Raw genomic sequence first — 12,665 nt, 5'->3', positions numbered from 1 at the left:
CGACAGAATGAATGTGGGCCGCAGCGGTTCACGCGGGCCCGCCCCGCACGAGCAGCACCGGGCACGGCGCGTTGCGCACGAACTCCTCGGCTACGCTGCCGAGGAAGGCGCGCCTGACGCCACGCCGGCCATGTGTACCAAGCACCACGAGTTGCGCGCCAAAACGCGACGCACAGGCTTGCAGAGAGTCCGCAACGCTTTGCGTGACGCTGCCCACATCCTGCATTTGCGTCTCGCAGTCGACACCCGCCGCCTTCGCTTCGGAGCGCGCCGCTTCGAGCCGCGCTTTGGCCTCTTCGCGATACGACGCGAGCAACTCCACCGGAACGTAGGTGAGCCCCATGCCGAACGGCGCAACGGCGTCGATTACGTGCGCTACGCAGAGCCGGGCGCCGGTCAATTGGGCCATGCGCAGCGCCTCGTCGAGGGCCAGCTTCGAAGTCTCACTACCATCGAATGCAACCAGAATCTTCTCGTACATGCTCCGCCTCCTGACCCGCGGGATATCCCGCGCCACAGCACCGCCTTGCCTGACGCACATCTTCGGAGCGCACCACGTCACACGATTGATTTGCATCAAGAGACATCCAACGGCGCGGCATCGGCATAGCTTGATTTGCATCAGTAGCGGCGACGCGAGAAGCGGGATGCTGCTGTTGCCGGGACAAACCCGGCTGCTTCCTGTACGAGGAGAGTTCCGTGAAACTTGTCTACGAAATTACTGTGACCGTCGCCCTCGTCGTGGCAGCGACTCTTGGCCCTACCTATTGCGCGGCGCAGAGTGCCCCGGCTGAAACAGAGACCGCCGCGACGCGGACCGTGCAGAACGGCGTGGCCTACATCACCGGGGGCGTGGGCAGCGATGAAGCGGCTGCGGTGCGCAGCGTCGCAGGCAAGTACAGCCTGAGGATGACCTTCCTGACACAAGGCGGACAATTCCTTTCGGACGTGGATGTGGAGGTCATCGGGCCTTCCGGGGCCCCGGTGCTTAAGACACGCACGCTCGGTCCGTTCCTCTATGTCTCGCTGCCAGCCGGCAGGTACCAGGTCACCGCGTACGCGGCGGGAACGAGGCAGACTCGCGTGGTGCTCGTGAATGCGCGTCAAGGCGCGAATGTCCAGTTCGATTTCCCGGCGCTCGTGCGCCGTGCCGCTGCACCGTGTTGCCAGGTTGGCCCCGTGCGCGAATGAGACCGCGCGGGGCGATGGCGGCGCAGCCAGCTGGATTTCCCTGATACAGGTCAAGCCGGAGACTCGCTCCATGCCTAAGCTGATTTCATATTCGTTGCCCCATTGGCGAGATCCATCATGTACAAGCGACTGATCTTCCTGGTCATCCTCGCACTGCCCGGTTCGTTCTTCGTCATCGCCGCCGTTGGCGCGCATCCGCGTGGCCGCGCCCTTCTCGCGCAAGCCGCGGGCTTGCCCGTGCTGCGCACGAAATACGCCGCCTTGCGCGGCGGCATCACCACCTTGACCGTTGATGACCATTGTTGACCGTTGGCATTCGCCGCTCAACCGCTCGCAAAATCGCGCCGTCTCGCACTAGCGCGCGCCGTCGGCAAATCGTGCTGAACGGCACGCGCACAAGGCAGCAACCGCTGCCTCACTCCACAGTCAGATCGTCCACCACGGCGCGCACGCCCGGCGCGGCCCATGCCGCCCCTCGCGCCACGCAGCGTTCGGCGAACGAGTGAACCGTGCCGGACAACCTGACCGTCCCCTCATGCACAGTAACCTGAATGTGCCGCGCCTCGCGGTCGGCATGCCGCCGCATCGCGTCCAGAATGTCATGGCTGATCTTTTCCGGCGCCACCTTATTGCGAACTTCGATGTGATCCGTCACGCCCGCTACACCGCGCAGCTGGGCAATCGCGCGCACGGCGCTCTGGCTCTGCCACGGCCAATCGACCGTGCCCCTGAGCGCCACGTGACCGTGCTCAACCTCCACCTGGACTGCGTCCGCGCTCAGTCCGGCTGTCCAGCGCAGGACCGAACGCGCGATGTGCGCGATATCCTCGTCGGTGCGGACGTCATCGCCCGGAAGGCGCACATCCAGTTCGACCACCAGTGCGCGCACGCCGCCTACACGGCGCACCGCCTGTTCGGCCGCGATTTTCTCGCCAAGGCTTGCGAGGTGCCCGGCGAGCGTCACGATACCGTCCCTCACCTCGACCCCGATATTCGCGGCGGTCACTGCAGGTTCCCACTCCAGCTCCGCTTCCACGTCGTGCTTGAGTTGCAAATCGGTCTTCATTGTCGCCTCCATCCAATGGCCCAACGCGGGCCGTTGAGGCGAGCCTGACATGAAGCGCGTTTCTGCGACTGATCTGCATCAACTGGCGGATTGCGCCCCCTCGTATCGTCGCTCGATCGACTCAGCATTTCACCCTCCCTGGCCCTTCTTACACTGTTAGTCTGCAAACCAATCCGCACTGGATACTCGCGTCTTGCGCCAGCACGATCGCGACCGCGAATTGACATGAATCAACAGTTCCAGCCTTCAGCTGACATAGCGTTCCGGTACTGGCTTGATGGCTGGCAGCGTGCCTCGCCCTCGGCCCGCGACGGAGAGGAATATGTCAACAGGCTGGAATCGCTTTGACGCGATCGTCATTGGTTCGGGAATCGGCGGCCTCGCTTGCGCCGCCGCCTTGGCTCGATGTGGTAAAGCCGTCCTGGTGCTGGAACGCCAGCACGTGGCCGGCGGGCTGACCCAGTCATTCAGCCGCGACGGCTTCCAGTGGGACGTAGGTCTTCATTATCTCGGGGAGATGGGTCCCGAAGGCGAAGCGCGCGGCGTACTTGACTGGCTCACCGGCCGGGCCATGACGTTCGCGCCACTCGGCAACGCCTACGATATCGTCCACTTCCCCGACAATCTCACCGTGCCGTTCACGCGCCCGAGGGCCGCGCTCGAGGGCGAACTGAAATCGCGATTCCCGGACTGCGCGGCAGAGATTGACGCATTTTTTGCTGCACTCGATGAGGCCGTCCATGCAGGAAGGGCGCTCTTTACCCGCAGAGCACTATCCGGACTGCTCGGTGATGTTTATGGACTCTGGCACCGTCGCGCTATTCACAAGTGGTGGGGCCGCACCACCGCCGACGTACTCGCCGATCTCGTGAGCGATCCGCGACTGCGCGCCGTCCTCCTTGCACAACAGGGAGACCATGGCGGCACGGACCCTGCGAAGACCAGCTTCGGCATACATGCGGTGGTGATGAACCATTACCTTAACGGCGCATGGTATCCGTTGGGCGGCGCGAAAGTCTTCGCCGATACGCTGGTTCCCATCATCGAACAGGCTCGCGGCTCGATCAGGCTCGAAACCAGAGTCGAGGCGCTGCGCATCGAGGACGGAGAGGCAACAGGTGTGCTGCTCGATGATGGAACCGTATTGCACGCCCAGGCAATCTTCTCTGATATCGGCGCGCACAATACGGTTGGCTTGTTGCCGGCAGAACTGCAGCAGAGCGCCTGGGCGAAGGAAATACGCTCTTTCCAGCCCTCGGTCTGCCACGTCACGCTATACGTCGGACTCCAAGGCGAAATCAGCGCGCATGGTGCATCCGCATCGAACCACTGGTTCCACGAAACCTGGGGGACGAGCGACGGCGTATGGCAATTGACGAATCAGGAAACAACTGCCCCCGTGCTATTCGTCTCTTTCCCATCGCTGAAGGATCCGGGGAGCGCTTCGGATGACCATCAACGGCACACGGCCGAGGTCGTGGCGCTCACCAGCTGGGAGCCATTCGCGCGTTGGTCCCGTTCTACGCTACAGGATAGACCAGGCGAATACACAGCGTTCAAGGCATTCATTGAGCAAAGCCTGCTTGCACAGTTCGCACGGCATTTCCCTGAACTGGCGCCGATGGTGGTGTTTCATGAAGTCTCCACGCCCTTGAGCCTCGCGACCTATTCAGGAGCGTATCGGGGCGCAAGCTACGGGCTCGAAGTCAGTCCTCGCAGATTCCTTTCGGAGAGTCTGAATGTCCGGACACCCATTGCGCGACTATTTCTCACCGGCCAGGATGTCACAAGCCCCGGCGTTACAGGGGCCATGATGGGCGGTGTGATTGCCGCTGCCTCGATTGCGAACCAGATCTACTCCCATCTCCATTAGACGACCGTACCCGCGCCGCCGATCGCCTCCCGCGGTGTGCGGCGAACAGGAACGCGATAGCGTGCAGGACCTGTACAGATTGACAAGGATCAATGCTTCCTGCAGCACCAGTTCCACAGTGCAAGAGGCGCCGCCCAGGTGCGGCCCCAACTTCGCATCCCCACCCGGTTGGCCGAGCCAGCCACGGAGCCCGACATGGCACCCGCCACGAGACGCAACGCGATACAAGTGATACTGAGCGAACACAGACGTCTTACTAGCGTCGTCAACGGCATGCTTCGGGTGACCAATCGCATGGCGTCCAATGCCGACTCATCGGGAGCAATGCTCATGCGCGCGATGCTCTACTACATACACGAGTTCCCCGAGCAGATTCATCATCCGAAGGAAGAACGACATCTGTTCGCACGGCTTCGCGAGCGAACTGACGAACTGGCCGCCACAATCGAGGAGCTTGGGCATCAGCACGAGGCGGGCGAGCGGCGTATACAGGCACTCGAACGCGCTCTCACGCGGTTTGAACTGGAGGGCGGCAGTGCGTTGCCGGCGCTACGCGCCGAAGTCACTGCCTATGCCGACTTCTACGCCAAACATCAACAGCTTGAAGAGACCGTCATCCTGCCTGGCGCGCAGCGCTATCTGACCGTAGCCGACTGGGTGGAGATCGATCAGGCATTCGGTGCGAATCGCGATCCGTTCGAGAGTCTCGAGACCGAAGACGATCTTGACGATCTCTATGCGCTGATCGTCCAGACAATGCCCGACGTGCGATCCTGAATGCCGTAATGCCGACCGTGACGGACATCGCGCTCGCACGCCCTTCGTGTGACAGGGCCCAGAATGCGCGCGAAGTTCTTTAACATGAGTTTCTGCTCCTGAGGCTGCGTGTGGCCGCTCGCAGTCCTACCGGTGCCGCGAGCGCCAACACGGCCGGCAACGTCACTGATGACCACCGTGTATATTGCCGGCCACGCCGCCCGCGACACCGCCGATAACCGCGCCGGTCCACGCATTACCACCTGCGATCGCCGCAATGCCCGCGCCGCCGGCCGCTCCGATCGCCGCTCCGCTCATCGTGCCCTGTTGACGAGGGGTCATATCCGTGCAGCCGATGATCGCAACCAGGGTCCCCATACCTGCGAACCATCCAAAGCGTTTCATGATCGGCATCCTCACTGACTCTTGTTCAGGCCGGGCAGGACCATTTGAAACCAGAGGGTTTCAATCACCGGGTGCTGGATCATTGTGGGATTCGACGCGTAATAGTTGTCCAGCCCCTGGCGCACGCTGTCGAGTGTCTGGCCTTGCATGCCTTTACCGAAGCGCTGCGAGATATCGCTGCTGCTCACACTATTGCCGGCGTAGGCACGCTCGATCTCAAGCAGATTGGCGATGCCGACGAGATACGCTTTCTTTTCACTTTCCGAGGATGCCGTCCACTGCTGCCCCGTGACAATGGGGATGGTCTGTGCGTGCGCGACATTGCCCAGCATTGACAGAGGCAGGAGGCTCAGAGACAACAGCGATCGCCATTGCGGTTTGATTGCCATCATTGACTCCATGAGTGTTGTCCCGAAGTACGCTGCCAGGTTGCGAACATTCCCGTACGCAGCATGCGATGGCTAGTGGTGCACTATCGAGATTCATCATCGGGACACCTGATGAACGTCGCAAAATACAAATGGAGCACGACCTGTTCAACCCTGCCATCTATTCGAGAATAGATCAGAAACTCAACGAAACACGCATTTTTTATCGATGATTTCGGCGTTCACAATACGGCAATGTCGAGTCAGAGTCTCCTTATGATTTGCTGTTGTATGCGACGCTGAGATAACGGGGAAGCAACGAAATTTCAGTCTTCGGCAATGGCTTGCTGTAGAAGTAGCCTTGTGCGACCTCGCAACCATGAGCATCGAGGAAGGCAGCCTGCTCGATCGTCTCGACGCCTTCAGCAACGACCCGCTGTCCAAGGCAACGTGCAATGGAAAGGATCGCCTTCACGAGCTCCGCATGACGTCGGTCGGAGGTGACGCGCTGAATGAACGTCCGATCGATCTTGAGCGTATCGATAGGGAAGCGGGTCAAATAGCTGAGCGCGGAGTAGCCGGTACCGAAATCATCGATAGCGATCGATAACCCCATGTCTTCGAATGCCAGAAGCACACTCATGACCGAGTCGTTCTCCGCCAGCAGGAGACTTTCTGTAATCTCGAACTCAAGCCATTGGGGTCGGCAGCCTGTTTCCTCCAGGATCTCTTTTATCACCAGCACCAGGTCGCGCGACTGAAACTGTCTGGCCGACAGATTGATCGATACCTTGTGCCGAACGCGACCCTCAGCATTCCATTCAGCGGCGGCGCGACAGGCCTCGCGAAGCACCCATCGTCCGAGATCGACGATCAGGCCTGTTTCCTCCGCAAGCGGTACAAACTGCCCAGGGCGAACGAACCCCTCGCCGGGACGCTTCCATCTCAACAACGCTTCCGAGCCGATGACCTCCGCCCCCTGGAGCAAAACCTGAGGCTGGTAGTGCAATTCGAGCTCCCCTTGGTCGATCGCGCGACGCAACTCCGACTCCAGTAACAGACGCGCAGTGGCCTCGATGGTCAACTCCTTCGTGTAAAAACGAAAGCCGCGCCTTCCCGAGCGCTTCGCCTGGTACATTGCCGAGTCTGCGTATCTGAGCAAATCCTTCGCATCCGCGCTGTCGATCGGGTAGAGCGCGATGCCAATGCTGCACGAAATGAACACTTCTCGTCCGTCGAGCAGGAACGCCTCATCGAGCCGCTTGATGATCATCGCGCAGATCTCTTCGAGAATGCCTTGATCGGAAACCTCAGGCAGCAGAATGGAGAATTCATCTCCTCCAAAGCGCGCGACCGTGTCGCCGGGACGCACGCAGCCGAGCAGACGACATGCCGCCTCGCGCAGCAACTCATCACCGACCGCGTGGCCCAACGTATCGTTGACACCCTTGAAACGGTCCATATCGATCATCATGACCGCCGTGAAGCAACCGTCTGAACGGGTGGTAACCGCCTCGCGCAACCGCTCGTTGAAGAGGACGCGGTTGGGCAACGCCGTGAGCGCGTCGAAATACGCCATACGATGGATTTTCCCTCGCGACGCGTGGAGTTCCGAGATGTCGCGCCCCACGGCAAGCACCGTTTCCACCGCACCATTCGCACCCAACTCCGGCGTCAGCCGGAGCAGGTGTGTGAGTTGTCTGCCGTCGGAAGCCTCCCACGTCAGCTCGAACTCCCTGTCGCTTGCCGTTGCGAACACTTCGCCGAGTTGCCGCTCGTAGAGCACAGTAGCGCGCCCGCCTGGAAATTCACTCGGCGTCTTGCCGAGCAGCGCGCCTGCTCCTCCCCGGGTGAGCGATGCAAACGTTGGATTGACGTAGAGCCGTCTGAAGTCCCTCCCATAACGGGCGACTGTATCGGGCGAGTTTTCAACGAGGGTTCGGAATTCGCGCTCGCGACGAGCCAGTCTTTCGTCGAAGCGGCGCCGTTCAGTCATGTCTCTTGCCACGCCCAGCACGGCAGTCACCGTCCCTCCTGCGTCGAATACCGGTAGCCGACGAGTCTCGAGCAACGTGCGTTCACCAGTCGCGGGGGCAACCACCCATTCTTCGTCTAGGCAAACATGCATGACGTCGATGGCCGCCTTGTCGCGTTCCCGGAAGAAGTCGGCAAGCTCGGCATCGAAAATTGCGTAGTCTGTTCTCCCAAGAATCTCAGCTTTCGACTTGCCAACAAACTGCTCAAAGCTTTGATTGCACAGCTGGAAAACGCCCGTCGTGCTCTTTAGCCACACCATGTCGGGAATGGTATGCAACACGGTGATCAGCTGCGCCCGCGCATCGGACAATTCGAGCGCCTTGTCTTCGAGGCTTTTGTTGAGCAGAAGAATCTTCTCGTATTGCAACCTCAGTTCGAATTCCGCACGCTTACGTTCGGTAATGTCCTGAATCGCCCCAATCAACCCGGCCTGGCGGCCCTGATCATCGTGGAAAACCGCCTTGCTGAATTCAACGTCGCGTATTTCCTTACCTGCGTTCTGGACCTTGAATTCGTAACGCTGGATCCCGCCCTTTGCAAAGAGATCCTCGTCCTTGTCGAAATAGGTCTGCGCCAGCTCTTTCGGACTCGTCTCGAAGACAGTCTTGCCGACGAATCGCTGCTTTGGGATACCTAAAAACTCTTCAAACGCACGATTGAGGTGCAGGTACCGCCCCGCTCTATCCTTTGAGAAGACGGGAATCGGAATGGTATCGAGCAGCGATTCGAGGAACGACTCGCGCTCGCGAAGCTTTGTCTCCGCCCGTTTGCGCGCAGTGATGTCGAAATAGATCGCAAGCACCCCAGAAGGGCCGTCCTGGATCGGGTCCCGCACAAACTGCACGAGGTAGTGTTCGCGCTGCGCCTCGGGCGCGCCATCGAACGACAGCTCGAGCTCGCGCGAGATGCCCGTGCTCGCGACCTCGCGAATGGCGTCACGGTACTGCTCCAGCGCCATCGGCGAAAGTGATCCGGCTTCTGCGTACAACGCGCGGGAGCCGCCCGATGCGGCCCCGATCATCGCCCGGGCCGCGCTGTTCATGTAGCGCCGCGTACCCTGCCCGTCATAACGGATGACCGGCATCGGCAGGTCACTAACCGGCACGCAATAATCGTTTCCAGCGTCCATTCCAAGGTTCTTTATGCGGTCAGAGAGACTGTGTGCCCGTACAACGCCATTGTCTACGCAGTCGTCCCCGGAATCGGCAATTCCCTCAACGCGCAACACGGCATGCTCTCATGCCAAGTATCGGCCGGATACGGAAATTCTGAAGTGTGTCATCACAATCTAGTGAACGCCGGAGATATATTCCGGGTGCAGGCGTACAGGTGCAACGACAATCTCGACTTTGCCAGTCGCAACATCGTAGACGGCCCGCGACACCGTATTGCCGCCGGGAACATCCTTGCTGGCCGTAAGTGCTGCGACGTCGAGCGCCACGGCCCCGTGGGCAGCCGTGATCGCTAGCGAATCGAGTTCCTCCTGCGCGACGCCCGCTTGCTGTGCAAGCAACTTCGGAGCGTGATGATAGCAGTGCTTGATGCCGCAATCGGTACGGTGCAGCGCTATCAGAATCGAATCGGAACCAAAGTTCGGGCGTGACGGGCAGTTTGCAGTTGTCGAGGTCCAGCCACACGTCGCGACCAATGACACGGCGGGGGCACTCGCGGCTGCCACCAGCGGCCGTGGCATCTCACCTACAACCTCGTGTGCGGTCTGGCCCAATGCTTCGGCGGCTACTGAGTGCCGAACCATTTATCGTAGATCTGCTGATATGTGCCATCCTCACGCAATGCCACCAACGCGCTGTCAACACGTCTACGTATGCGGCTACCCATCGGAAATACGAAGCCAACATCGTTTTTGTTGAACTCAAGCCCTACCATCCTGACAAGCCCCTTGCCCTCGTGAGCGGCGTAGTCGTCAAGGCCCGCTGCGCCTAGCACCACGGCGTCCACATCGCGATTTTGCAAGGCCTGGTATACGTGCGAAAGGTCGTCGAACTCCTGCACATCAACCTCATGTTGCCTGAGATAACCAACGGCAGACCCACCCTTTAGCGTAGCGACACGCTTCCCGGGCAAATCCTTTGGACCTTTGATGGCACCCTGTATCTGCTCTACTGTAAGCGTCGTCGTCAACTGCGCGGTATAAAGCGCAACGAATACGATACCGACAAACATCCACAGCACGGCAAGGGCTCGGGCAGCCCAGTGAGGAGGCGGGGCGTCGTCGGCTTGCGTCAGAAGTGTCGTGGCAGCCCAGTACATCATGCGAAATATGGCAGGAAAGTATTTTTGACTGGAACCGGCAGCATCGTCCCTGAGGTGTCGCTGGACAAACCACATGAGACGCGCGGCGATCAGCGCGATCAGCGCGGCGGCCCCGACCCAGTAGAGAGTCACTCTCGAAAACAACAGGTTCATCAGGTCGCGCAGCGGCTGGGGTGTTGACGACTGTCCCGTGCCCCGAACCATGATCCGCAGTCCAGCCTCCATGATTGGGTATGAGAAGTCGAATTCGCGATCCCGCTCGATCGAGTAGAACAGCCCGGAAACAGCAACATCCGCTTTCGCGGAACGTAAGGCATCAAAGACACCCTTTACGTCCGGCGTCATCTGGTAGCTGCACGAGACGTCGAGCTTCGCCGCTACAGCGTTCCACAGATCGATGCTGAACCCACTCAGAGCGCCCCCCTGCTCCATCACGAATGGCGGAAGAACCAATGTGGCCACCCGTACCGGTACGCTCGCTGGCTGAGCGACCGCTGTCGCCACGGCCGTTATCATCATCAGCAGTGCTGCGCACCACCGGCTCAACATAACAATTCCTCTTTACGTCGCGAACGGGCAATCCCCCCGCGTTTTTGGCTCTCCAAGATGGAATGGAGTCTTTCTTCTGCGGTGGAGAATAGCAACGTCACCACCTTATAGGGCACTCGTCAATCAAACTTGACCTGGATCAGTCAAATGACCGCCATCAAGACTTTTATTCGGTGAGTGATTCATTCCACTAAAAGCAAGGTGCTTGAAATGTCCCGGTGACCGGAAGTAGTACCGTCGATGGGAACGAAGCTCCAAGCAGTTGACCTGTATCAATTCTGTGACCGATCGCGTAGCTATTCTGAGTTTCCGGTCGCTCAATAACTACCGGAAACAACAGGTTGACGCGAGCGACTCGATGGGCAGTATGAGCATCTGCCGGTCTGGCTCCGGCATTCCTGGACATACGATCATGCACGGTCAGTCCTTGCAGCAACGCAATTCTCGCTTTCGTCTTCCGGTTCTCGAATGGGTGCGCGGATATCAGAAGTCGTGGATAAAGCCGGACATCGTAGCCGGGGTCACCGCAGCGGCTGTCGTCCTTCCGAAGGCGATGGCTTACGCGACGGTTGCCGGCCTGCCTGTCCAGGTGGGTCTATACACGGCGTTTGTGCCAATGGTGATCTATGCGATCCTCGGTACGTCCAGACCGCTCAGCGTCAGCACGAGTGCAACGTTGGCGATCCTGACTGCAGCCGCCCTTGCCCAGGTTTCTCCCGGCGCCGATCCAACCAAACTTGCCGTTGCGACCGCGACGCTAACGGTATTGGTCGGCGCCTTTCTTGTGGTTGCTGGATTGCTCAGGTTCGGCTTCGTCGCGAATTTCATTTCCGAGCCCGTGCTAACGGGTTTCAAGGGTGGGATCGCCATTGTCATCGTGCTGGATCAACTGCCTAAACTCATTGGCATTCACGTGGTGAAGGGTTCGTTTTTCCACAATGTGTACGCGCTCGCTTTGGGGCTGCCTCACGCGTCGGCGGCAACGGTCGCGGTCGGCGTTGCGACGATTGCGATTCTCGTCACGCTTGAACACGTTTATCCAAAGTCACCTGCTCCGCTCATCGCGGTGGCGTGTGGAATAGCCGCAGTCGCTGTTCTCGGGCTTCAAAAATACGGCGTCGGGGTCGTCGGACACATTCCGACAGGCCTCCCAAGTCTTACGATGCCAGATATCTCGCTTGTCGAATCGCTCTGGCCCGCGGCGGCCGGGATTGCGCTGATGAGCTTCACCGAAACGATTGCCTCTGGGCGCGCGTTTGTCCGTAGTGGAGAAGCCATACCATTACCTAATCGGGAATTGCTGGCGACGGGCCTCGGCAATGCGGCGGGGGCGCTACTCGGCTCCATGCCTGCAGGCGGAGGAACGACACAGACCGCGGTCAATCGGCTCGTTGGCGCGCATTCGCAGCTGGCGGAACTCGTGACGGCTGCCGTTACCCTGGGCACGATGCTGTTGCTCGCGCCGCTCATCGGACTCATGCCGTATGCGACTCTTGCCGCCGTGGTGATTGTCTATTCGATTGGCTTGCTCAAGCCCGCAGAATTCGCAGCGATTCTCGCCATCAGACGCACCGAGTTCGTCTGGGCGCTAGTAGCCCTCGTAGGCGTGGTGCTAGTCGGTACGTTAAACGGCATTCTGATCGCAATTCTCGTGTCGCTCGCGGCGCTCGCTTACCAGGTATCCAATCCGCCTGTCTATGTTCTGCATCGCAAGCCAGGCACGAACGTCTTCCGCCCGGTGTCCGATGAGCACCCTGCCGATGAGGCATTTCCGGGGCTGCTGCTTCTGCGGCCGGAGGGTCGGATTTTCTTTGTCAATGCTTCGAACATCGGGCACAAGATTGCGCCGCTTGTCGATGAGGCTCATCCCGAGGTTGTCGCGATCGACATGAGGGCCGTCTTCGATCTGGAGTACACGGCCCTGCAAATGCTGACCGAGGGAGAGAAGAAGTATCGCGAACAAGGAATCGCGCTATGGCTCGTGGGCCTGAGCCCGGAAATATTCACTATCGTCGATCGGGCGCCGCTCGGCAAGATACTCGGGCATGAGCGCATGTTCCTGAATCTGGAACAGGCGGTTGCTGCATGGCAGGCACTGCAGCAAAGTCAGAAGGTGTCGCGTGATATCGGGACCGAGAGGTGAGTC

At 59.9% G+C, this 12,665-nt stretch carries 12 protein-coding genes; 5 read left to right on the top strand and 7 right to left on the bottom strand.

All coding sequences use genetic code 11. The features are described from left to right. Window positions 1–28 precede the first annotated feature (28 nt). On the bottom strand, window positions 29–481 hold the full coding sequence (locus tag U5A52_RS31615) for a universal stress protein (RefSeq protein WP_321937748.1): 453 nt from the start codon (window positions 479–481) through the stop codon (window positions 29–31). 218 nt (window positions 482–699) lie between these two features. Here U5A52_RS31615 and U5A52_RS31610 point away from each other — a divergent pair, with 218 nt between their 5' ends. Continuing rightward, entirely contained in the window at window positions 700–1,191 is a 492-nt protein-coding gene (locus tag U5A52_RS31610) for a carboxypeptidase regulatory-like domain-containing protein (protein ID WP_321937746.1), read from the top strand. A gap of 117 nt (window positions 1,192–1,308) precedes the next feature. Further along, window positions 1,309–1,497: a hypothetical protein gene (locus U5A52_RS31605; RefSeq protein ID WP_321937744.1), complete on the top strand. Its 189-nt coding sequence runs from the start codon at window positions 1,309–1,311 to the stop codon at window positions 1,495–1,497. Window positions 1,498–1,606: 109 nt separating this feature from the next. Here the strand turns inward: U5A52_RS31605 and U5A52_RS31600 are convergent, their stop codons facing one another. Continuing rightward, window positions 1,607–2,257: a BON domain-containing protein gene (locus U5A52_RS31600; RefSeq protein ID WP_321937742.1), complete on the bottom strand. Its 651-nt coding sequence runs from the start codon at window positions 2,255–2,257 to the stop codon at window positions 1,607–1,609. Window positions 2,258–2,579: 322 nt separating this feature from the next. On the opposite strand from U5A52_RS31600, the gene U5A52_RS31595 reads away from it, so the two are divergent. Next, window positions 2,580–4,130, top strand: coding sequence for an NAD(P)/FAD-dependent oxidoreductase (locus U5A52_RS31595; protein WP_321937740.1), 1,551 nt, complete (start codon window positions 2,580–2,582; stop codon window positions 4,128–4,130). Between the two features lie 195 nt (window positions 4,131–4,325). Beyond that, window positions 4,326–4,907, top strand: a complete 582-nt coding sequence (locus tag U5A52_RS31590) for a hemerythrin domain-containing protein (RefSeq protein WP_321937738.1) — start codon at window positions 4,326–4,328, stop codon at window positions 4,905–4,907. A gap of 162 nt (window positions 4,908–5,069) precedes the next feature. On the opposite strand, the gene U5A52_RS31585 is transcribed toward U5A52_RS31590, so the two are convergent. The 5 genes from U5A52_RS31585 to U5A52_RS31565 all read right to left on the bottom strand — a co-directional run bounded on the left by U5A52_RS31585 (window position 5,070) and on the right by U5A52_RS31565 (window position 10,519). Further along, the gene (locus tag U5A52_RS31585) at window positions 5,070–5,291 is read right to left on the bottom strand and encodes a hypothetical protein (RefSeq protein WP_321937736.1); all 222 of its coding nucleotides are present in this window, start codon (window positions 5,289–5,291) and stop codon (window positions 5,070–5,072) included. 11 nt (window positions 5,292–5,302) lie between these two features. Then, complete coding sequence (locus U5A52_RS31580) at window positions 5,303–5,680, bottom strand: hypothetical protein (RefSeq protein ID WP_321937734.1); 378 nt, start codon at window positions 5,678–5,680, stop codon at window positions 5,303–5,305. 253 nt (window positions 5,681–5,933) lie between these two features. Next, window positions 5,934–8,825, bottom strand: coding sequence for an EAL domain-containing protein (locus tag U5A52_RS31575; protein ID WP_321937732.1), 2,892 nt, complete (start codon window positions 8,823–8,825; stop codon window positions 5,934–5,936). Window positions 8,826–8,984: 159 nt separating this feature from the next. Next, on the bottom strand, window positions 8,985–9,350 hold the full coding sequence (locus U5A52_RS31570) for a hypothetical protein (protein WP_321937730.1): 366 nt from the start codon (window positions 9,348–9,350) through the stop codon (window positions 8,985–8,987). Window positions 9,351–9,433: 83 nt separating this feature from the next. After that, on the bottom strand, window positions 9,434–10,519 hold the full coding sequence (locus U5A52_RS31565; protein ID WP_321937728.1) for a transporter substrate-binding domain-containing protein: 1,086 nt from the start codon (window positions 10,517–10,519) through the stop codon (window positions 9,434–9,436). Between the two features lie 412 nt (window positions 10,520–10,931). Between U5A52_RS31565 and U5A52_RS31560 the strand changes: the two genes are divergently transcribed. After that, entirely contained in the window at window positions 10,932–12,662 is a 1,731-nt protein-coding gene (locus U5A52_RS31560) for a SulP family inorganic anion transporter (RefSeq protein ID WP_321937726.1), read from the top strand. The last annotated feature ends 3 nt before the right edge of the window (window positions 12,663–12,665 follow it).

Origin of the sequence: Paraburkholderia sp. J8-2 (assembly GCF_905220195.1) — a bacterium.
GTDB lineage: Bacteria > Pseudomonadota > Gammaproteobacteria > Burkholderiales > Burkholderiaceae > Paraburkholderia.
This window is presented reverse-complemented; position numbering and strand designations above follow the sequence as displayed.

Excerpts from the sequence above, each read along its gene's own strand:
- U5A52_RS31615 (WP_321937748.1), bottom strand. The coding sequence starts at position 481 with ATGTACGAGAAGATTCTGGTTGCATTCGATGGTAGTGAGACTTCGAAG.
- U5A52_RS31605 (WP_321937744.1), top strand. The coding sequence starts at position 1,309 with ATGTACAAGCGACTGATCTTCCTGGTCATCCTCGCACTGCCCGGTTCG.
- U5A52_RS31600 (WP_321937742.1), bottom strand. The coding sequence starts at position 2,257 with ATGAAGACCGATTTGCAACTCAAGCACGACGTGGAAGCGGAGCTGGAG.
- U5A52_RS31595 (WP_321937740.1), top strand. The coding sequence starts at position 2,580 with ATGTCAACAGGCTGGAATCGCTTTGACGCGATCGTCATTGGTTCGGGA.
- U5A52_RS31590 (WP_321937738.1), top strand. The coding sequence starts at position 4,326 with ATGGCACCCGCCACGAGACGCAACGCGATACAAGTGATACTGAGCGAA.
- U5A52_RS31585 (WP_321937736.1), bottom strand. The coding sequence starts at position 5,291 with ATGAAACGCTTTGGATGGTTCGCAGGTATGGGGACCCTGGTTGCGATC.
- U5A52_RS31580 (WP_321937734.1), bottom strand. The coding sequence starts at position 5,680 with ATGGCAATCAAACCGCAATGGCGATCGCTGTTGTCTCTGAGCCTCCTG.
- U5A52_RS31575 (WP_321937732.1), bottom strand. The coding sequence starts at position 8,825 with ATGGACGCTGGAAACGATTATTGCGTGCCGGTTAGTGACCTGCCGATG.
- U5A52_RS31565 (WP_321937728.1), bottom strand. The coding sequence starts at position 10,519 with ATGTTGAGCCGGTGGTGCGCAGCACTGCTGATGATGATAACGGCCGTG.
- U5A52_RS31560 (WP_321937726.1), top strand. The coding sequence starts at position 10,932 with ATGCACGGTCAGTCCTTGCAGCAACGCAATTCTCGCTTTCGTCTTCCG.